Source organism: Chryseobacterium taichungense, assembly GCF_900109935.1.
Lineage (GTDB): Bacteria > Bacteroidota > Bacteroidia > Flavobacteriales > Weeksellaceae > Chryseobacterium > Chryseobacterium taichungense.
Map to the genome: position 1 here is coordinate 435,389 of NZ_FOBV01000004.1, position 21,087 is coordinate 456,475.

Sequence of the window (21,087 nt, forward strand, 5' to 3'; positions counted from 1 at the left end):
TGTAAAGATACAATTGTTACAATTTTTAACTTTAATCGACACGTATTTTTTACAATAATAATCAAAAACAACACTGTTTTGAACCACCCGCCTTCTCCGGAGATTACAAACAGTTTGCTTACGTCTTCAGGAGATCGCAGTTTGTTTAAAACAATGCTGCGGGTAACCAACAGAGAACTCCGGAAGTCTCCCGCAAGTTGCAGGAAACCAAAGAACATCTCCGCAGGTTTCCAACATATTTGTTTTTATCTTACGGAGATTTTTAATTTGAATATAAATTCTTCACAGGAAAATAAACAAGTTGGATAAATTGATTTAAAGCAAAAAAGACCTCCGAAACATCAGAAGTCTTCATTATATTTTTATTCCCAAAATTATCCGATCAGTTCTTTAGCCTGTGCTAAAGCTGCTTCCGTGATTTTACTTCCTGAAAGCAATTGGGCAATTTCATTCAGCTTTTCCTCCTCGTTAAGGGGAACAATAGTAGATTGAGTCCTTCCGGCAACATCCTGTTTTACGACCTTATAGTTGTTATTTCCTTTCGCGGCTACCTGAGCAAGATGCGAAATAACGATCAGCTGCATATCGGCAGACATTTCACGCATCAGATTTCCAATTTCTTCAGCCACTTTACCGGAAACTCCTGTATCAATTTCGTCCAAAATAAGGGTCGGCAACTCATCACTTTCAGCGATAATTTTCTTTACCACCAGCATCACTCTGGATCTTTCACCTCCCGAAATAGCAGTCTGGATCGGCTTTAAAGGAAATCCAGAATTGGCCTGAAATAACAACTGAATATTTTCTTTTCCAAACTGATTGAATTCCGCAGTATTTTGCAGCTCAATATCAACTCTTGCTTTTTCAAGCCCAAGCTTTTTGAGCATTTCTTCCGCTTTTTTAATGAATAGGGGAATACTTTTTTTCCTGTTTTTGGAAAGTTTTTCTGCAAGGTTCTGCAGTATCTTTTCTTTTTTTGTAATATTTTCAGAGATCTCGGCAATCTGGAATTCCAGTTCTGAAGCGCCTTGCTGCTCGCCAGCAAGCTTATCTCTGATTTCTTTTAATTCAGTAAGATCACCGGCATTATGCTTAAGAAACAAAGCATTGATTCTGTTGTTCAATTCGGTGAGCAAAAGAAGATTTTCCGGGTTTACTTCTATGCTTTCGGCTTCGTCTTCAAGCTCGGAAATAATATCTTTTAATTCCACAAAAGAGGTTTCCAGCCTTTCATCAAGTTCGGCAAAACTGCCGGATACTTCTGCTATTTTTGAGAGTTTATTTTTAGCTTCATTAAAGAAAGACAAAATTCCCACTTCTTCCTGATGAAATCTTGACAATACCTGAGCCAGATTATCGGAAATCATTTCTGCATTCTCCTGTATAGAAAGCTGGTTCTGAAGCTCGTCATAATCGACATCATCCAGATGAAGCTCTTCAAGCTCATTGAGGAGAAACGCTTTATAGTCACTTTCTTTATTCGATTCTGAAAGCTGTGTCTGAAGTTTTTTAAGCTGTATTTTCTGACTCTGAAAATCTGAAAATTCATTATGATAGTCTTCCGCCAGCTGTTTGTTTTCTGAAAGCCCGTCGATAATTTTAAACTGATATTCAGAAGTGAAAAGATTGGAAGTCTCAAATTGGGAATGAATGTCAATTAACCGGGAAGACAATTCTTTTAAAATATCCAACGTAACCGGAACATCATTAATAAACGCCCTTGATTTTCCGGAAGGTAAAATTTCTCTCCGTATGATTGTCTGATGTTCATAATCAAGATCGTTTTCAATAAAGAATTTTTTAAACTGATTGTTTAAAGAAAACTCGGTTTCAACGATGCTTTTTTCTTCCGTTTTTGAGATCGACTTTACGTCGGCTCTTTCGCCAAGAATCAACCGCAAAGCACCGAGAATAATAGATTTTCCGGCACCGGTTTCCCCGGTAATCACCTGCAGACCATTGTGCAATGATACTTCAAGGGTATCAATAAGGGCAAAATTTTTAATATAAATTCTCGAAAGCATTGATAATAGCGATTATTTAGCTATTGCAAATATAGAACTTTAGATTTCAGGATTCAAGCGAAGATTACTGTTTCCATTTGTTCCATCGTGACTCTGTACTTTTAGGAGAAATAATGGTCATGACGTTTTTCAGATCTCCCAACACAATACCTCCGTTATTTCCGGAATTGAATATATTGAAAATTTCATCGGCTTTTGTATCCATAAAAAGATTAAAGAAATAAGCCTGCTGGAAGGAATTTTCGTATTGTTTCAACTGCATTAAAGCATCAAATATTACCTTCTTCGCGGCAGTCTGGTCTTGGTTAAAAAGATTATCCAATCCTGCCCTGTGATACGAATAAATGGTTGCACGTAGCTGGCTCCAGTTCGGACTTAAAATTTCCTTGATTAAAATAGAGCGGCTTCTTGGCTCATTGATCTGCTTCCATCCATCATATGTATTCTGAGATTCTCCGTTTTGTGCGATCTGCTGTGCTTTTTGAAACCATTGCGTCCCCGCCATCGACTGAAAGCTGTCGGCATCAATACCCAGAATTACATAAACATAGAAACTGATAACGTCAATCAAATTCTTTCCTGAAAACTGTCTTTCGTTGAAAATCAGGTTCTCATTTTCCACATAATCAAAAGAAAATCTCTGATCCTGAAGGTTGATAAGCGGCGACTCATACGTAGTATTAAAAACCGGACGCACCGCCTGTACAACGATGCTTCCCCTGAATCGGTTTCCGTCTCTTTCGCTGATAACAATCGCAAAATTTGATTTTATTTTTTCAAAGTTCTGAAGTCTCTTTCCCGTCCAGCTTGTGTTATTGATAAAGTCTCTTAAACTTTTCTCCAATGCCTTGTATGCAGACTGATTACTTCCGCCCAACTGCTGTGAATTTACCTGAACAGTAGCCAGCAGCTCCTGGGAAAAACTAAGATTATACAAAAACAGAAGTAAAAATATGCTTATTATTTTTTTCATTTTCTAGTAAAGATTGAGAACGGAAATTTATTAAAATTATTTTAAAAGTTGAGTATCAACGAAATCCAAAATATCTTTTGCGACCTCATCTTTTGATTTAAGCTCAAATTCTTTCTTTTCCGTTGGGGTAAATATTTTTATTTTATTGGTTTCGTTTTTGAATCCTGCCCCTTCGTCGCGAAGAGAATTGAGAACGATCATATTCAGATTTTTCTTTTCAAGTTTTGCTTTTGCATTTTCTTCTTCATTCTGGGTTTCCAATGCGAAACCAACCAAAAACTGATGTGTTTTCTTCTCGCCCATCGTTTTAAGAATATCAGGATTTTTTACCAATTCAATTGTTAAATGATCATCATTCTTTTTAATTTTTTCTTTGGCCACTTCTTTCGGAGCATAATCTGCGACAGCAGCACTGGCAATTCCAATATCAGCTTTATCATAGAACTCAAAAACCTTTTCCAGCATTTCTTTTGCTGAAGTTACTTTATGAAGCTCAATATTTTTATGATCCGTTTTTTCAGAACTCGGCCCTGAAATTAAAATAACTTTCGCTCCTCTTTTTGAAGCTTCTTCTGCTAAAGAAAACCCCATTTTCCCGGAAGAATGATTTCCGATAAACCGTACAGGGTCAATGGCTTCATATGTTGGTCCGGCTGTAATTAAAACCGTTTTTCCTTCAAGTGTTTTTTTAGTATCTGAATTAAAAAAATCTTCAATGGCTTTAGCTATTGTTTCAGGCTCAGACATTCTTCCTTGCCCGATCAATCCGCTTGCCAGTTCTCCGTTTTCTGCAGGAATAATCACATGTCCAAAACTTTCCGCCAACTCAATATTTCTTTTGGTTGATGGATGCGCATACATATCCAGATCCATCGCAGGAGCGATGAAAACAGGGCATTTTGCAGACATATACGTTGCAATCACCAGGTTATCACACATTCCGTGAACCATTTTGGATAATGTATTGGCCGTACACGGCGCAACAAGCATTATGTCTGCCCATAAAGCCAGTTCTACGTGACTGTTCCAGGTTCCGTTGTCTCCATAAAAATCTGTGTATACCGGTTTTTTAGACAATGTAGAAATGCTGAGTTTAGTCACAAACTGTTCCGCATCAGGAGTCATAATTACCTGTACTTCAGCTCCCTTTTTAATAAAATCTCTGATGAGAAAGTGGATTTTGTAGGCTGCAATTCCTCCGGAAACCGCAATGAGAATTTTTTTGCCGGAAAGACTCATTCAATTTTAATTTTAAGAATACTAAATTACTTATTTTTTCTCACAAACACCTGTTCAAACAACAAAGGTCATAAAGAAAAGATTTCCTTTATGACCTTTATATATAAAAAACACATTGATTTTTATTTTCTCTCTTCAGTTTTTCTGAAGTAAACATCTCCGTTCAGCCATTCTTCGATCGCAATAGAAGTTGGCTTCGGAAGTTTTTCATAATGCTTTGAGATTTCGATCTGCTCTCTGTTTTCGAAAACTTCTTCTAATGTGGAATTGTGAACTGCAAACTCATCAAGCTTATTGTGAAGTTCCGTACGGATTTCAGCATTGATCTGCTCTGCTCTTTTTCCCATGATAACAATCGCTTCGTAGATTGAGCCTACTTTGTCTTCAATCTTATCCTTATCGTAAGTAATGGTATTTACTTCTGCTTTTGTATCTTTTACACTCATTTTGAGAATATTATTTTTATTTAAGTTCGCAAATTTACGAATTATCTTTGAATTTTGAAAGTGGCTGCCGGCGGAGGTGTATTAATCGCTGCACTATCTCTACGGATCTGGGTTGCTTTTTTCTCTGCATCTACCTGATCCTTCATCTGCTGCTCTGTTTTTGTCTTTTCCGCATTCTGAGCTTCAAGCTTCTTTTGTCTTTCTGTCAGAGCGGCAATTTTTGCTTCGGTCTGCTTTTTAACAACTACAAAATCTTTCTTTTCCTTTTCCAGCTTTTCTCTGAGATCTATTGCTGTTTTGGCAAGATCGGTATTTGGCATTTCTTTTTCAACCTGTTTTGTAAAGGCTAATGCGCTTTCAATACGCTCATCTTTAAGATCATAAACCGATTTATTGGCCAGCTCATAGCGTGATTTTAAGATATAATCATAAATCTGAGGACGAAGTTTTGTACTTGGAAAATCTTCCAAAACATTTTCAAAAGCAACGTTTGCAGCCTTGTATTCACCCATTTTGTAATACTGTTTTGCATTTTCATAAGCTTTGAATTCCAGCTTATAAGAAAGTTCATCAATCAGGGTGTTAATATTTTTGGCTCTTTCAGAATTCGCATAATTATTTAAAAATTCCTGAAGCTGTGCGATTGCCGACTGTGTCGTAGACTGATCCAGGTTATAATCCATAGATCCTTCATAGTAACATAAAGCCGCCATATAAGCTGCTTCTTCTGCTCTCGGATCTTTAGGAAAGTTTACCGAAAAATTTTTGAATTGGTTCCCTGCCAGCCTGAAATTTTTATCATAGTAGTTAGCATATGCTGTATTAAAGGCAACATTGGGAAAATCATCCGTTCCGGCTACCAAATTGGTAAGTCTGTCATAAAGCGCCAACGCATTTTTCCATTTCTTTTTGGCAAAATTTTCATTAGCGGTTTTTAAGATGAGGTTTTTATCCGCACTTTTCATTGCTTTTTCCTGCTTGCTCACGCATGATGCAACTACAGCTACAGCAAAAAGACCTAAAATATATTTTTTCATATAAAAAATTCAACAGTTTTCGGATTATACAGCCGATATACTAATTTGCAAAAATATAACTTTTTTGTCAATAGATTTTTTTTTATGATTATTTAACGTAATTTTAGTCTGCTGCGTATCCCAAAATTGCAAAAACACTCATTAATAGATTCATTCTTACTTTTTTTTCGGCTTCTTTCGAATAGGTTTCCTCGCTTTTGTTAGGAACATACAGCTCGTAAAAATTTCTGTTTCGGATAACAAATAAAGTAGAACCAATAATAGTTGTTAAAATATCTTCCGGTTTGGGAGTAAAAGTAAAAACTCCAGAAGTGACACCTTTTTTGATAACTTCATCTAGCTTTTTAACGAATAACTGGTAGAAATCCATTAATTCGTCTTTAAGATTTTCGGTATGACGAAGCTCCTGCGTAACAAAACCGTGAAAATAATTATATTTAAATAACTGAGCTACAATATATTTAATAATTTCTTTCATCTGCATTTCCGGCTTTCCGTCCTTAATGGTATCTGCAAATTCTGAAAAATTTTCCCTTGTCTTCAATACCCGGTACTGGTAAAGATAAGACATCATTTTTTCTTTGGAACCAAAGTAATAGGAAATCATCGCAACGTTGATACTAGCTTTAGAACAAATATCTCTCACAGATGTACCCTCATAGCCTTTCTTGGCAATCAGCTCTTCTGCAATGTCTAAAATGTGTATCTGTTTTTCAGTAAATTTTTTCTTCATGTAGTGCACTTTTAGTAAAGTTAAGAAATTTTTAACAGATTTATAAACGTTCGTTTAAGAATTTTACATTAAATCTAAATTAATAGTATTTTTGAATATGGATTTTTTTGATTTTCATCACCATAACAAAAATGTTTCCTTTGGAATCTATAATCTCGACTGGCAGGGCTTTCCGGCGGAAGTTCCTTATTCCATAGGAATTCATCCAAAAGACATTGACTCCTCTGCGATCGAAAAACAATTTCATTGGCTGGAATCTCACATTACTGAAAAATGCGTGGCAATCGGAGAATGCGGTCTGGATTCATTTGTAGATATAGATCAGAAAATTCAGGAGAAAGTATTTTTAAGACAGATAAAATTCGCCAATGAAGTTAAAAAGCCCATCATTATTCATTGTGTAAGAAAATTTTATGAAATAATTTCTTTTAAAAAATATGCAAAACAGCCGATGATCATTCATGGATTTAATAAAAAAGAAAGCATTGCAAGAGATCTGCTTAAAAATAATTTTTACCTGAGTTTTGGAAAAGCGGTTTTGTATAATTTATCTTTGCAAAATACTTTGAAAATTACTCCTTTAGATAAGATTTTTTTAGAGACCGACAATGACGATTTCGATATCAGAGAATTGTATTTAAAAGTGTCGGAACTGAAAGGAATTTCTTTAGAAAGTTTAAATGTACAGATTTTAGAAAATTTAGAGACAATAAAAAATGGATAAATACTGGTTGGAAAGAACGGAGCTTCTGATCAAGGAAGAAGGCCTCGGGAAGCTGGGTAAAGCAAATGTTCTTGTAGTAGGTTTAGGAGGTGTAGGATCTTTTGCCGCAGAATTCCTTGCAAGAGCCGGAGTCGGGAATATGACAATCGTAGACGGCGATACGGTGGATATTACCAACATCAACAGACAATTACCTGCTTTACATTCAACTATTGGAAAGCATAAGGTGGAAGTGGTAGCGGAAAGACTTTTGGATATTAATCCTGAATTAAATTTAACCAAAATCAATGAGTTTCTGAATCCTGAAAGAATGGACCAGATCCTTGATGAAGGGAAATTTGACTACATTCTTGACTGTATTGACAGTGTAACTCCAAAACTGACCTTATTAATTGCCGCCCGAAGAAGAAAAATAAAAGTAGTAAGCTCTATGGGAGCGGGAGGAAAAACAGACCCAAGCATGGTGATGGTAAGAGATATCAGCAAAACTCATAATTGCTTCCTGGCGAAACAAGTCCGAAAAAGACTTAAAAAAGAAAAGATCAATAAAGGAATCCGATGCGTTTTTTCTAATGAAATACAGAAGGAGGAAAGCCTTAAAATGACTGACGGAAGTAATTTTAAAAAATCTTTTTACGGAACAATCAGCTTTATTCCCGCTATTTTCGGGTTGTATGCGGCGGCGGAAGTTATTAATTATTTAGTGAAAAAAGATTAAAATTCTCTTATATTTACGTCGTAAATGACAAACTTCAAATATCCCAAAGCCGAAAAACTCAAGAAAAATACTGAAATTTCTTTACTTTTTGAAAAAGGTAAATGGAGAACAAATGGGAATCTGAGAATCATTATGCTTAAAGACAAACCCGCAAACCCTGTTGAAAGCACAAAATTTGCAGTTTCGGTTTCAAAGAAATATTTCAAAAAAGCCGTTCATAGAAACCGCATAAAAAGGCTTTTGCGGGAATGCTACCGTTTGAATAAAAATCTCTTTAAGGAATCTTTCGGAGATAAAACAATGGCAATGCTTTTTTGGGCATCTTCTGAAATGCCGGAAAAGTTTCAGGATGTTGAAGAGCAGTTTATCAAACTATGCCAGGGCCAGAAAAAGTCATAATCAGTATTCTTAAGGAGTACACATTATAAAAAAATAAAACGGGCGGAAAAATTTCCGCCCGTTTTTATTTTATTTTCTTAGTATAATTTCCCATAACAATTCCTAAAGGTCCTATTACCGGAAATACCAGCAATATCAGATAAGGCAACAGTCCTGATTTGTTTTTGAATAAGATCGCTATTGCGGAAACATATAATACTACTATTGCCATCAATAGGAATATAATCTGGAAAGGGGTAATTGACAGTACATTCATGGTGATTATCCTTTGGTTCTAAAATCCTTTATTTCCTGAATTCTTCCTTCATAATATTCTTTCTTCTCAGGCGTTTTTTTAATTAAAATTTCGAATGCTTTGATCGCTTTGGTGTAAAGTTTTTGCTCAAAGTATAAATTGGCCAGTGTTTCCGTCATCAAATGTGAAATATCATCACCTTTTTCCTTTACTACAAAATTGCTTTCCTCTTTCAGCTGACTGATTTTCGGGTTGGTTTCAATAAAAGTTTCGATCACTTTATTTTTGATTTCGGCTTTCTCTTTTTGAACTCCTTCTGATCGGTCAATCTTCAGCCAACTCTGCCAAGTGTTGATAAATCCGGGAATATTGCTATCAAGCGCAGTTGATTTCTGCTCTTTAACAACATTCTCTGATTCAGAATCCATTTTTTCTTCTTCGTGATGAATTTCCTGCTGTTTCTCGGGCTGAGCGATTGTCCACCCTGACCCAAAGAATGAAACATTCATTACTGGTGCTTCTTCCTTGTTCTCGTCCTGTGCTTCCTGCTGTTTTTCTTCAGTATGAATATTTTCGGACGGTTCTATAATTTCAGCAGCTTGTTTCGCCGGTTCAGAAATTTGTTCCGGTTCGGATACAGTTTCTTCTTTTGGTTCGGCTTTAATGTCCTCTGCGATCGTTTCCTTTAATGGAATATCTGCCTCATGACTTTTAATTTCTTCTGATTTATTCAGTAAAGAGTCAGGAAGGTTGGATTCAAATGACATCGGCTTCCATACAGAATGTACTTCAGCTTTTTCTTCAACATCCTCATTATATTCTGCTGGCTCTTCATTTAATTCTTCAGAAGTTTGAGGCTGTACATCGATTTCTCCAGCTTCTTTTTCAACTTCCGGCTGAGGTTTTACTTCAAAACTTTGAGTTTCTGCAAAGCTGATATCATGTCCTGTGTTTTCCGGTTCCTCCTGTTTTTCAGTTTTTTCAGAAGCCGCTTTTTCTTTCATCTTTCTTTCGACCTCTTCGATCAGTCTGCGCATTTCGTCCTCATGTTTGCTGACATTAGGTTGAGAAATTTCGGCTATTCTTTCTTCAGGTTTATTTGCCTCAATTTTAACTTCAGGAAGAAATGATTCCATACCGTGAAAGCTTAATTCTGCTTCATCATTAACTGATTCCTCTTCTTTTGATGAAATTTCATCTTCATGAATAATTTTTTCATGTGTAAAATTCGCATCCTCTGCAGTTTTGTCTAAAGGAGAATTGTCATCTACCTGGACTTTTTCCTGTTCTTCATTTGATGATATCTGAACATCAGGAAGGAAAGTTTCTGTTTCGTGAAAGCTTAAATCTGACGAACCTGACACCTCTTCTTTTTCCGCTTCCTGAGTAATTTTTTCTTCTTCAATAATTGTTTCCGAAGTGAAATTTTCGGCGTTTTCGGCTTCTTTTTCTTTTTGCTCCGGAACTTCTTTATCGTAGATTTGAGACTGTTCTTTTTTCTCCGCTTTGTATGTGATGATAGAACCAGATTCTAATGTCGATTCGAGATCAATGGTTTCCACATCGTCATTTTCAAGAAAATCTTCTTCACCTTCAAATAAAATTCTGTTCCGTTCTCCATTTACAAAAACCTCTTTCGCTTCAAGTTTTGGAGCAGGAGTGACACCAAAGGTTTCCTGATCGCTGATAAGCTGCGTTTGCTTTTCAACAATTTCAGGCTCTGCATCAACAATTGGAACATCAACCGGAGTTTCTTCTCTTTTTAGCGGGAATGCTGAAGCTTTAGACCTCAGTAAAAGCTGAAGCGGATTTTCGGCCGGTATTATTTTTTCCTTTACAACTTTAACAAGACTTTCAACTTTGGTTTTTTGCTGAATTTTACCATTAATAAGCTGATACAGAATCTTTTTATCTGTGGTATAAGCCGCGGTAGTGGAAAGCACTTTCTGATAATTATCTTTATCATACAAATGTACCCCGTACAAATATAATGCTCTGATATTTTGAATATAGGGAAAAGAATTAATTTCCTCTTCCAGAAGATGGAGATCCTCTGACTGAATGCTTTTTGGGGTCTTTAATAATTCTAAAACTCTATGATTCATCTTACCAATTCGCTACAATATCGTTAAATATCTTATTAATAATTCTGTCCGTCGCAATTTTCACCTGAGAGCTCTCGATATCAGACTGCGACAAACTACTGTTGAAAACCGCTTCATCAGAGTAGGTTCTGTCGAAACTTAATTCAGGGTGAAGCTTATTTTCATAATGCACTTTCACCGTGATGGTAAGTTTATTCTGAGATTCCTGCACCGTTCCTCCTGTCGTCGTAGGCACTGTAGTAGAACTGATGGTCGTAGGCGTAATGGAATAATCTGTAATTTCACCTTCAACCAGAATATCAGGATTTTCTTTAGTCCCTTTTAAAGTAGTTCTTTGTAAAAACCGGTTCTGGATATCCGTAGAAAACTGCTGCGACAAAGTAGGATTTACCAAAGGAGCATTATTTGGGAATTCATTGATCTGAATCGTTTTTTCATCCTTGAGAGATGAACCCGAGAAGGTGTAACATTGCTGAAACAGTATGAGAATAATACATCCGAAGATAATTTTTATCTTATTCATAACTAATTTTTTGATTTTGTGTCTCAAGGACATCTTTATATGCTGCATATTTTATGCAGATTCCTATAGGAATTGTAAAAAACAAACCTATTCCGCATGCGAGAATTCCTAATTGTGAAATAATGCTTACAATGATTGTAAATAGAAAGATCAGCAGAAAATTCTTTTTGGCAATCTTCCATGAAAGTGAATATGCCTGTCTCACACTTTGAACTCTATAAAGAGAAATAAGTGGTTGCACAAAGAAAAGAGAAACTGAAAATGCAATCAGAAACAAAACATACAGGATAAACCAAATCCCCATTCCTCCTGCCAACATTGCAGCATTGATGTTTTCACCATCTTCAGATGCAGCAATTAAAACAGGAATCAATGTTATTTGCATCGGAATCATGAGAATCATAACAATAATGAAAACCAATACCAATAATTTCAAATACACCACAAAGTCTGTAAAATCGAATATATCACCTGCTTCCACTTTTTCTCCCTGATCTGCTTTTCTGCAGATCTTATAAAAGTTTCCGATAGCAAGTATTCCACAAAACGGAATGATACTCATGATAAAGGTTAATAACGTTGCGAGTATGAAACCACCAACATCCTTTTTAAAAAGATCATACCCTTCTGCAATATATTTTCCTATATTAAAATTATAGCCTTTGTTTGTGATTAAATCAAAATTCATTGTTAATAGTTTATTCTTCTAAATTATATTGTTTTATTTTTCTGTATAATGTTCTTTGTGAAATTCCCAGTTCATCTGCCGCTTTATTCCTTCTTCCTTTATGTTTCTCTAATGCTTTGATGATCAAATCCTTTTCATTATTCTGCAGAGATAAAGATTCCGGTCTGTGTTCTTCAATTTCAATATCCTCAATATCTTCATAGCTGTTTTCAGGCTCTGAAATAATTGTCGGATTCTGAATTGCAGAATTATTATTGTTGTTGCCATTTTCAAAATACAGCAATGAACTCGGCGCTACATTCTGTTGACTTTCAGGAGTATAAATTCTGTTAATCAAATTTTTCTCATGATTGCTCAGATCCGAGGTTCCGCGGTTTTTTATCAATTCCGAAGTTAAGGATTTTAAATCATTAATATCGCTTCTCATGTCAAATAGAATTTTGTACATGATTTCCCTTTCACTTCCGAAATCGCTTTGTTTTTGGGAATTAGGTGTATTGACAACCATCGGAAGATGAGACTCCATTGGGATATATTCTGCCAGTTTTTCAACGGTGACATGTCTGTTTCTTTCTACAACAGTCATTTGCTCCACAAGATTTCTTAGCTGACGCACATTTCCGGGAAAAGTATAATTTTCGATATAATGTACCGCACCCGGCTCAAGCTCGAGCTCCGGCATTCTGTATTTTTCGGCAAAATCGATAGCAAACTTCCTGAATAACAAGTGAATATCACCTTTTCTTTCTCTCAAAGGAGGCATATCGATCTGTACGGTGTTCAGACGGTAATAAAGATCTTCACGGAATCTACCGTCCTGAATAGCCTTCATCATATTCACATTGGTCGCCGCAACAATTCTTACATTTGTTTTCTGAACCTGCGAAGAACCAACTTTCATGAATTCGCCACTTTCCAGCACTCTCAATAGGCGAACCTGCGTCTGTAAAGGTAATTCACCGACCTCATCAAGGAAAATTGTTCCACCATCAGCAACTTCAAAATATCCTTTTCTGGTAGCTGTAGCACCGGTAAAAGCTCCTTTTTCGTGTCCGAATAATTCAGAATCAATAGTCCCTTCCGGGATAGCTCCGCAGTTAACGACGATATAAGGCTGATGTTTTCTTTTAGACTCTGAATGGATAATTTTAGGAATAAACTCTTTCCCTACGCCACTTTCACCGATGACAAGAACAGAAATATCTGTCGGTGCAACCTGAATAGCTTTTTCCAATGCACGGTTTAACGCCGGAAAGTTTCCGATAATACCGAAACGATTTTTTATACTTTGTAACTCGTTACTCATAAATTAGATTATTTTGATCTACAGTTTTATGTTTTTACTGTAAATGATTAATGTTTAAATGATTTGAATTCTGAAATTAAATCAACTTAAATGTAAATAATCTTTATTTCTGACTTTTGAAACTTTAGCTTTAAAATATAAAATTCCAGCAAAGAGATTTGCTTTACTGTTTTTTTCGTAATTGTAAAGGAGCAGGGAATGTTTTTGATGATTATTGACAAAATCTCCTCCGAATTTGCTTTTGAAACAAATGTTTTGATGCTCAGGAAATCCGCTTCCAATCAGGTCAATGGCATTTTCTTTATGGCCTATTGCAAAGTTCCGGATCGATCTGTTATTGATACAAAATCCTCCGGAAAATTCATGTTCCTGATTTAAAATCTGATGGTAAAGCCTGTATAACTGCTTACAATCATCATTTTCCCCAGAACCATTACTGATCTGCGCGGAAATGTTACTGCAGATTATTACCAACAATACACTTAGGCAATATTTATGAAGTTTTTCCATTGTCTGAGTTTAAAATGTTAATAAAATCTTGTTTACTTGGTAACACCGTAAAATATTTACTTGCAAAAATCTGTTCATTGTCTTCCGGCAAAGTGTACTGAACCAATGCTTCACTTTTGTCCTGACAAAGAATAATTCCTATAGTTTTATTTTCGCCTTCAAGACGCTTTTCTCTGTCGAAGTAATTCACATACATCTGCATTTGTCCGATATCCTGATGTTTCAGCTCGCCAATTTTTAAATCAATTAGCACAAAGCATTTCAGGATCCTGTTATAAAATACCAGATCTATATAAAAATGCTTCTCTTCAAAAGTAATTCTTTGCTGTCTTCCGACAAAAGTAAAACCATTTCCCAATTCTAAAAGGAAATGTTCTAATTTGTCAATTAATTGAGATTCCAGATCTCCTTCAGAATATGTTGATTTTTCAGATAAACCTAAAAATTCAAGTACATAAGGATCTTTGATGAGATCTTTTGGCTTTTCTATGATCTGACCTTTTTCTGCAAGCTGAAGAATTTCTTCTTTATTTTTACTTAAAGACAGTCTCGCATATAAAGCAGAATCATATTGTCTTTGCAGTTCGCGTAAGCTCCAGTTATTTTTATAACTTTCTATTTCGTAGAATTTTCTTTCATTACTATCTTTGATTCTCATCAATTTAAGATAATGTGACCATGAAAGATTGAATTCCGCAGACGGAGTTTGCGAAATTTGGTTTTGAGAATCCGTCAACAGTGTTGACGAAATTTGTTTTGAATAAGTTTTGTAAAAAAATCTCATTCTATCAAGATTTTCAACTGAGAAACCTTTTCCAAATCTCTCTGAAAGATGGAAAGATAAATCTTTAAGAACAGCCTTGCCGTACTCTGCACGGTTTTCTCCTTTCTGCTCATCTTCTACAATCATTCTTCCGATTTCGTAATAAGTAAGAACAATGGTTTGATTAACGGCAACAACAACTTTATTTCTGGCATTTTCAAGCAATGCAGAAATATTTTGTACAAGATGTTTATTCGTTAAATCCACGGTCATAATTTATTTTGAAACAGTTTCCCCTAAAAGTGTGCCTTGGGTATTATCAAAAACAAAAACGTCCACAATGTCACCAATTTTCTGCCCTTCCAGTTTATCAAAGACACAAACGGCATTCTGGGAATTTCTTCCTTTCCATTGGTTTTCGTTCTTCTTGGAAATCCCTTCTATTAAAATCTGATGAACTCTTCCAACATAAGATTTCATTCTTTTTCTGGATAATTCTCCCTGCAAAGCAATCACCTCAGCCAGACGTCTTTGCTTAACATCAGCCGGAATATTGTCTTCCATTTTCTTGTGTGCAGGCGTTCCAGGTCTTTCCGAGTAAGCAAACATATAACCATAGTCATACTCTACTTCTCTCATCAGGCTTAATGTATCCTGATGATCTTCTTCAGTTTCATTGCAGAAACCAACAATCATATCCTGAGAAAATGCTACTTCTGGAACAATTTCTTTCGCTTTTTTAATTAAATCTAAATATTCTTCGCGGGTATGTTGTCTGTTCATGGCTTCCAGCATATTATTGCTTCCGCTCTGAACCGGTAAATGAACATACTTGCAGATATTATCATGTTTTGCCATCATCCTGAATACATCCAGACACATATCCTGCGGATTGGAAGTCGAGAATCTGATTCGCATCTGAGGCACTGCTTTAGCTACTAAATCAAGAAGTTGCGCAAAATTAACGGCCGTTGCTTTCTGCATTTCGGATGCTTTAGCAAAATCTTTCTTAGGACCACCTCCGTACCACAAATATGAATCTACATTCTGTCCCAAAAGTGTTATTTCTTTATATCCACTTTCCCAAAGGCTTTTACATTCATCCAAAATTGAATGCGGATCGCGGCTTCTTTCTCTTCCTCTTGTAAAAGGAACCACACAGAAAGTACACATATTGTCGCAACCTCTGGTAATGGTAACAAATGCCGTAACACCGTTTCCACCCAGACGAACAGGATTGATATCCGCATATGTTTCCTCTTTAGAAAGAATAACGTTGATCGCATCTCTACCGTCTTCGGTTTCTTTTAAAAGATTGGGTAAATCCCTGTAAGCATCGGGGCCAACAACAAGGTCGACCAATTGTTCTTCTTCCAGGAATTTTGTTTTCAGCCTTTCGGCCATACAGCCCAAAACACCAACGGTCATATTAGGCTTTTCTTTTTTAAGATTCTTGAATTGGGAAAGGCGCATCCTTACGGTCTGTTCGGCCTTTTCACGAATGGAGCATGTATTGAGAAGAATCAAATCAGCTTCCTCTGCCTTAAGCGTGGTATTATATCCCTGTTCATTAAGAATAGATGCAACAATCTCAGAGTCAGAGAAATTCATCTGACATCCATAGCTCTCAAGAAATAACTTCTTTGAGTTTCCGTCTTTTTCAGCAATTGCAAATGCTTCTCCTTGTTTTGTTTCGTCTATATATTTTTCCTGCACAATAATCTGTTTAAAGTTCAAATATGTAAAGTTTAAAGTTTTCCGACCATAAACTTTAAACTTGAATTAATTTGCAAAGATACAAAATATTGTGACAGAATGTCAGGACAGTAATTTAATTAAACAAAGCATTTTAATAAAAATGGGAGATTCAAAATGTAGAACTCCCAACTATAATAATTAGTTTTCAAAAAAATCAAAAACTTTAGTGCATTTAATTATGATTAAAAATTATAAGAGATCTTTAATATGCTTGAAATTACTTTTCACCGTATCCAGCGCTTCTTCCATTTTTCCACCGAGCATCAGCTGCGCCATTGACTTAGTCATTCCAAGTACCTGATCAAATTCAATTTTTGGAGGCAATGCCAAAGCATTAGGATTGGTAAAAATATTCAGCAGGTAAGGACCGTTATAATCAAGACATTCTTTAATAGCAAACTCTACTTCTTCAGGTTTATGAACGTTTTTACCGGGATATCCCATCGCGTGGGCAACCATTGCAAAATCCGGATTTACCATATCTGTTTCGTTATCCGGCATACCACCAACTTCCATTTCGAGTTTTACCATTCCCAAAGAACGGTTGTTAAAAACAATGAGCTTAACAGGAAGTTTATACTGAAATATGGTAGCCATATCTCCCAATAGCATGGAAAGACCTCCGTCGCCGCACATGGCAATCACCTGTCTTCCCGGGTAAGCCAGAGAAGCTCCGATGGCCATTGGCATTGCATTAGCCATAGATCCATGATTAAAGGAACCCAACATTTTTCTTGCACCCGTCCCGGTAATATATCTTGCGCCCCACACGCAGCACATTCCCGTGTCTACCGTAAAAACAGCATCTTTTGCGGCTAATTTATCTAAAGTATGAGTGACAAATTCCGGCTGAATGCCGTTTTCCGTTCCGGGATCTTTTACATAGGTCAATTGATTTTCTTTAACCTTTTCATAGAATTCCAGTTGCTGCTTCAGGAAATTTGTATCTGTCTTTTCTTTTAATAAAGGCAATAAAGCTTTGATCGTTTCTTTTATATCTCCTGCAAGTCCCAATTCAAGCTTGGCTCTGCGCCCCAATCTTTCAGGACTTTCATCAATCTGAACAATCTTATTTTTTACGGGCATAAATTTCTCATACGGAAAATCTGTTCCCAGCATAATTAAGAGATCCGCCTCATGCATCGCATGATACGCAGAAGGAAGCCCTAAAAGGCCTGTAAGACCCACTTCATTAGGATTATTCGGCTGAATAGCCATTTTTCCACGGAATGAATATCCTACAGGAGCTTTTAAATATTTAGACAACTCTACTACTTCCGCATTGGCATTTTCCGCTCCGATTCCGCAATAGATTGTTACTTTTTTGCTTTCATTGATTAAACCTGCCAATTGCCCCAACTCTTCATCAGAAGGGCGAATAATAGGATTGGTTTTGAAAATTTTATTGGAAGTCACTGCCTCTTCTGCATCCAGCTCCGAAACGTCCCCCGGAAGACCAATCACCGCAACACCCTTTTTAGAAATTGCATGCTGAATGGCCGTCTGAACGGTACGTTGCACCTGTTCCGGCCTCGTGATCATTTGGTTGTAGTAACTGCAATCGTCAAAAAGTTTGATGGTATTTGTTTCCTGAAAGTAATCCATGCCCATTTCCTCGCTCGGAATAGTAGAAGCAATGACCAACATCGGAACATGAGAACGGTGCGCTTCATACACACCATTAATGAGATGTACGTGACCTGGACCACAACTTCCGGCACATACTGCAAAACCATCCAGCTCGGCCTCCGCGGCTGCGGCATAAGCTCCTGCTTCTTCATGTCTTACGTGAATCCATTCAATACTGCTTTTTTTAACGGCAATATTCAGGTGATTAAGACTGTCGCCGGTAACTGCGTAGATTCTTTTCACATTCGCATTTTCGAGCATTTCTACTATTTGCTCTGCTATGTTTTTAGCCATAATTAATATTTTTTTGGTGTTTATTTTTTGTGAATGAACTGGAATGGATCAACAGCTTATCTCTGTAAAGATTATGCCACTAACAAATGTAAGAATTATCGGAATCCGAAGTAAGGGGTTTTATAAAATTTAAAATAAAAAACTCCACAATTTCTGTGGAGCCAATATCTATTAAATTATTTCAATCTGATTTCTCAGAAGATCTTCAAATTCATCTCTTTTTCTGATCAGGTGTGCTTTTCCGTCTAAAAACAAAACTTCTGCCGGTTTGAGCCTTGAATTAAAATTAGAACTCATCTCAAAGCCGTAAGCGCCCGCATTATGGAATGCCAAAATATCACCTTCTCTTACTTCATTCAATTTTCTGTCCCAGGCAAAAGTATCAGTTTCACAAATATTTCCGACTACGGTATAAATTCTCTCTGCACCTTTAGGGTTAGACAAATTTTCAATAACGTGATAAGAATCGTAAAACATAGGACGGATCAGGTGATTGAATCCTGAGTTTACTCCTACAAAAACCGTTGCTGTCGTATGCTTGATCACATTAGCCTTAACTAATAAATATCCGCTTTTCCCGACAAGGAATTTCCCTGGTTCAAACCACAATTCAAACTTCTTTCCTGTAGATTTTGAAAAATCGGAGATTACCTTTTCTACTTTTTTCCCTAAGGTTTTTACATCCGTTTCCTCTTCGGTATCCTGATAAGGAATTTTAAATCCACTTCCCATGTCAAGGTATTTTAAATTAGGAAAATGTTCAGACAATTCCAGCATGATATCCAAAGCCTGCAGGAATACATCCGGATCTTTGATTTCACTTCCGGTATGCATATGCAGCCCTTCAACATTAAGGTTGGTAGATTTCATCACCCTTTCGATATGACGAACCTGATGAATGGAGATCCCGAATTTGCTATCGATATGCCCCGTGGAAATTTTATAATTACCTCCCGCAAAAATATGCGGATTGATTCTTACTAAAATAGGATAGGTATTTCCGTATTTATTCCCGAACTGCTCAAGAATGGAAATATTATCAATATTAATATGCACGCCGAAGCTCATCGCCTCTTCAATTTCAGCAAGATCCACACAATTTGGCGTGAATAATATCTTTTCCTTCGGAAATCCTGCTTTAAGTCCCAGCTTTACTTCATTAATCGACACGCAATCCAAAGAAGCACCCAGGTTCTTGACGTACTTGAGGATGTTGATGTTTGTCAACGCCTTCGCAGCATAGAAGAACTTTGTGTGTTTAAGAAAAGAAGATGTAAGTTTCTCATATTGAGTCTTAATGGATTCAGCATCGTAAACATACACCGGTGTACCAAACTCATTGGCAATCTTCAGTAATTCTTTTGAATTCATAATTAATTAAGTAAACTTCTTTTATATTATTAAGAGGATACAAAGGTAATAAGAAATTATTTATCATTTAAAATCAAATACATAGAACGTTATTCTTTTATTTTCAATTTTAAAGAATAAAAAACTTTTAAACAAGCTTTAAAAAGTTTATTTCACTTACTTAGCAAACCTTCTTGATATTAAAAAGATTAAAATTATAATTAATAAAGAGGCAATAATAGAAAATGGATTAGCAAAATTGATGGTCCATCCGAGACCAAATCTTTTGGGAGGGAACAGTCGCTTATCCCTTTTATTATAATAGAAGAGCCCAAATTTCCAGAACGAATTTTCCTGATGATTTTCCATAATTAGTTGTAATAAAAATAACTATTTAGGCAGCGGTAAGGTTTCAAAATCTCCGCGAATAAGTGCAAGCTGCAATTCATTCACCAAATCACCGGATTGATACTGGAGGTCAATTTTCAATTTTGATATTTTACTCATGGTCTGAATCTGGGTAAAAAGCTCATAAAATCCATAAGAAATCACTTTGCCATTTTCAATAATGAGAAAAAGTTTTTCGCCCAATTTTCTGCCTTGTCCTAACCACAATTCGTTTCGTTTTCTGAAATCAATTTTCTTTTTAAAAAACTCAATCTCAGAATAATCATCTATTTTCCCGATAAACTGAACCGCTTTTGAGCCTTGTGTAAATGATCTGAATTTGAGGATAGGCTTTTCGGTTTTATTTAGTTTATTTTTCTCGACAAGATAATTATTGTTCCTGTAATAAAGACCAAAAGGAAGTATTTCTCTTTTTTTAATTCCCTTTGAATTCTGGATCAGCTTTGCAATAATATCGGTCCCGGTAAGCTCATAATTGATCTGCTCAACAGCTTGCTGAACTGCTTCCCATTTTTTAGATTTGGAATTGAATACTTTTTTCGAAAATTTATTAACATCCTGAACATGATCTGAAAAAATAATTTTTCCTTCCTCATTCTGGAAATAAACAAACCCTTTTTCATTCGGGAGATCCTGCGTAAGTTCCTTGATCTTATTGATATAGGTTTTAGCATTAGACTCTTCGTGTTGCTTTTGGATGATCTCGTTCTCAGTATCTTTTGAAACTAAAAGTTTAAATAACTCTAATGTTGCCCGCGCATCACCGTCTGCCCTATGATGATTGGTAAGAGGGATTCCTAGAGATTTTACCAGTTTCCCGAGTGAGTAGCTTACCTCATCAGGAATCAGTTTTTTAGCAAGCGGAATAGTATCTAATGTATTGATTTTAAAATCATAACCTAATCTCTGAAAAGACTGACGAAGCATTCTGTAATCAAAATCGATATTATGTCCTACTAAAGTGGTATTGGCCGTGATTTCCACAATTCTGCGTGCGATCTCATGGAATTTCGGAGCCGTTTTTACCATGTTGGGAGTAATACCGGTAAGCTTCTGTACAAAAGGCGTGATATCACTTTCAGGATTTACAAGAGAAATAAACTGGTCCGTAATTTTCTGCCCGTCATACCTGTAAACAGCAATATCTATAATGCATTCTTTTCTGTAACCTGCACCATTGCTTTCTATATCAATAATTGAATACATTAAATTTTTACAACTTTCT

At 36.1% G+C, this 21,087-nt stretch carries 21 protein-coding genes; 3 read left to right on the top strand and 18 right to left on the bottom strand.

The genetic code is table 11. The annotated features are described in order from the left end of the window. Positions 1 to 374: 374 nt before the first annotated feature. The 6 genes from BMW64_RS11325 to BMW64_RS11350 all read right to left on the bottom strand — a co-directional run bounded on the left by BMW64_RS11325 (position 375) and on the right by BMW64_RS11350 (position 6,452). Positions 375 to 2,024, bottom strand: coding sequence for a DNA repair protein RecN (locus BMW64_RS11325; RefSeq protein WP_090000072.1), 1,650 nt, complete (start codon positions 2,022 to 2,024; stop codon positions 375 to 377). Positions 2,025 to 2,088: 64 nt separating this feature from the next. Then, positions 2,089 to 2,997: a type IX secretion system protein PorD gene (gene porD, locus BMW64_RS11330; protein ID WP_090000073.1), complete on the bottom strand. Its 909-nt coding sequence runs from the start codon at positions 2,995 to 2,997 to the stop codon at positions 2,089 to 2,091. A gap of 36 nt (positions 2,998 to 3,033) precedes the next feature. Beyond that, positions 3,034 to 4,236, bottom strand: a complete 1,203-nt coding sequence (coaBC, locus tag BMW64_RS11335; RefSeq protein WP_090000074.1) for a bifunctional phosphopantothenoylcysteine decarboxylase/phosphopantothenate--cysteine ligase CoaBC — start codon at positions 4,234 to 4,236, stop codon at positions 3,034 to 3,036. Positions 4,237 to 4,358: 122 nt separating this feature from the next. Further along, positions 4,359 to 4,682, bottom strand: coding sequence for a DNA-directed RNA polymerase subunit omega (locus tag BMW64_RS11340; RefSeq protein ID WP_029298198.1), 324 nt, complete (start codon positions 4,680 to 4,682; stop codon positions 4,359 to 4,361). A gap of 41 nt (positions 4,683 to 4,723) precedes the next feature. Further along, complete coding sequence (locus BMW64_RS11345; RefSeq protein ID WP_090000075.1) at positions 4,724 to 5,719, bottom strand: outer membrane protein assembly factor BamD; 996 nt, start codon at positions 5,717 to 5,719, stop codon at positions 4,724 to 4,726. Positions 5,720 to 5,822: 103 nt separating this feature from the next. Continuing rightward, entirely contained in the window at positions 5,823 to 6,452 is a 630-nt protein-coding gene (locus tag BMW64_RS11350) for a TetR/AcrR family transcriptional regulator (protein WP_090000076.1), read from the bottom strand. 97 nt (positions 6,453 to 6,549) lie between these two features. Between BMW64_RS11350 and BMW64_RS11355 the strand changes: the two genes are divergently transcribed. From BMW64_RS11355 to rnpA, 3 genes are read left to right on the top strand one after another with little or no spacing between them, the layout of a single operon-like run. Next, positions 6,550 to 7,176 carry a TatD family hydrolase gene (locus tag BMW64_RS11355; RefSeq protein WP_090000077.1) on the top strand — a complete coding sequence of 209 codons (627 nt, stop codon included), beginning with the start codon at positions 6,550 to 6,552 and terminating at the stop codon, positions 7,174 to 7,176. After that, a complete protein-coding gene (locus BMW64_RS11360) occupies positions 7,169 to 7,894 on the top strand; it encodes a tRNA threonylcarbamoyladenosine dehydratase (RefSeq protein WP_090000078.1) in 726 nt (241 codons plus the stop codon). The genes BMW64_RS11355 and BMW64_RS11360 overlap by 8 nt, the downstream gene beginning before the upstream one ends. A gap of 24 nt (positions 7,895 to 7,918) precedes the next feature. Continuing rightward, complete coding sequence (rnpA, locus tag BMW64_RS11365) at positions 7,919 to 8,293, top strand: ribonuclease P protein component (protein WP_090000079.1); 375 nt, start codon at positions 7,919 to 7,921, stop codon at positions 8,291 to 8,293. Positions 8,294 to 8,357: 64 nt separating this feature from the next. Here rnpA and BMW64_RS20675 read toward each other — a convergent pair whose 3' ends face one another. From BMW64_RS20675 to BMW64_RS11425, 12 genes are all read right to left on the bottom strand, one after another. Further along, complete coding sequence (locus tag BMW64_RS20675; protein ID WP_177175273.1) at positions 8,358 to 8,504, bottom strand: hypothetical protein; 147 nt, start codon at positions 8,502 to 8,504, stop codon at positions 8,358 to 8,360. Between the two features lie 50 nt (positions 8,505 to 8,554). Next, positions 8,555 to 10,633 (bottom strand): hypothetical protein, encoded by a 2,079-nt coding sequence (locus tag BMW64_RS11375; RefSeq protein ID WP_090000081.1) that lies wholly within the window; start codon positions 10,631 to 10,633, stop codon positions 8,555 to 8,557. A gap of 1 nt (position 10,634) precedes the next feature. Next, on the bottom strand, positions 10,635 to 11,156 hold the full coding sequence (gene lptE / locus BMW64_RS11380) for an LPS assembly lipoprotein LptE (RefSeq protein WP_090000134.1): 522 nt from the start codon (positions 11,154 to 11,156) through the stop codon (positions 10,635 to 10,637). Beyond that, positions 11,149 to 11,844, bottom strand: coding sequence for a DUF4013 domain-containing protein (locus tag BMW64_RS11385; protein WP_090000082.1), 696 nt, complete (start codon positions 11,842 to 11,844; stop codon positions 11,149 to 11,151). The genes lptE and BMW64_RS11385 overlap by 8 nt, the downstream gene beginning before the upstream one ends. A 10-nt stretch (positions 11,845 to 11,854) precedes the next feature. Further along, positions 11,855 to 13,150 carry a sigma-54 interaction domain-containing protein gene (locus tag BMW64_RS11390; protein ID WP_090000083.1) on the bottom strand — a complete coding sequence of 432 codons (1,296 nt, stop codon included), beginning with the start codon at positions 13,148 to 13,150 and terminating at the stop codon, positions 11,855 to 11,857. Between the two features lie 81 nt (positions 13,151 to 13,231). Continuing rightward, positions 13,232 to 13,660 (bottom strand): hypothetical protein, encoded by a 429-nt coding sequence (locus BMW64_RS11395; protein WP_090000084.1) that lies wholly within the window; start codon positions 13,658 to 13,660, stop codon positions 13,232 to 13,234. Further along, positions 13,644 to 14,696: a PDDEXK nuclease domain-containing protein gene (locus BMW64_RS11400; RefSeq protein WP_090000085.1), complete on the bottom strand. Its 1,053-nt coding sequence runs from the start codon at positions 14,694 to 14,696 to the stop codon at positions 13,644 to 13,646. The genes BMW64_RS11395 and BMW64_RS11400 overlap by 17 nt, the downstream gene beginning before the upstream one ends. Before the next feature lie 3 nt (positions 14,697 to 14,699). Continuing rightward, positions 14,700 to 16,139, bottom strand: coding sequence for a tRNA (N6-isopentenyl adenosine(37)-C2)-methylthiotransferase MiaB (gene miaB, locus BMW64_RS11405; RefSeq protein ID WP_090000135.1), 1,440 nt, complete (start codon positions 16,137 to 16,139; stop codon positions 14,700 to 14,702). Between the two features lie 231 nt (positions 16,140 to 16,370). Then, positions 16,371 to 18,104, bottom strand: a complete 1,734-nt coding sequence (locus BMW64_RS11410; protein WP_090000086.1) for a thiamine pyrophosphate-dependent enzyme — start codon at positions 18,102 to 18,104, stop codon at positions 16,371 to 16,373. Positions 18,105 to 18,275: 171 nt separating this feature from the next. Next, positions 18,276 to 19,475, bottom strand: coding sequence for a diaminopimelate decarboxylase (gene lysA / locus BMW64_RS11415; protein WP_177175274.1), 1,200 nt, complete (start codon positions 19,473 to 19,475; stop codon positions 18,276 to 18,278). A 156-nt stretch (positions 19,476 to 19,631) separates the two neighbouring features. Beyond that, complete coding sequence (locus BMW64_RS21115) at positions 19,632 to 19,823, bottom strand: DUF5808 domain-containing protein (protein ID WP_394332261.1); 192 nt, start codon at positions 19,821 to 19,823, stop codon at positions 19,632 to 19,634. Between the two features lie 21 nt (positions 19,824 to 19,844). Then, positions 19,845 to 21,068 carry a 3'-5' exonuclease gene (locus tag BMW64_RS11425; RefSeq protein ID WP_090000089.1) on the bottom strand — a complete coding sequence of 408 codons (1,224 nt, stop codon included), beginning with the start codon at positions 21,066 to 21,068 and terminating at the stop codon, positions 19,845 to 19,847. Positions 21,069 to 21,087: the final 19 nt, after the last annotated feature.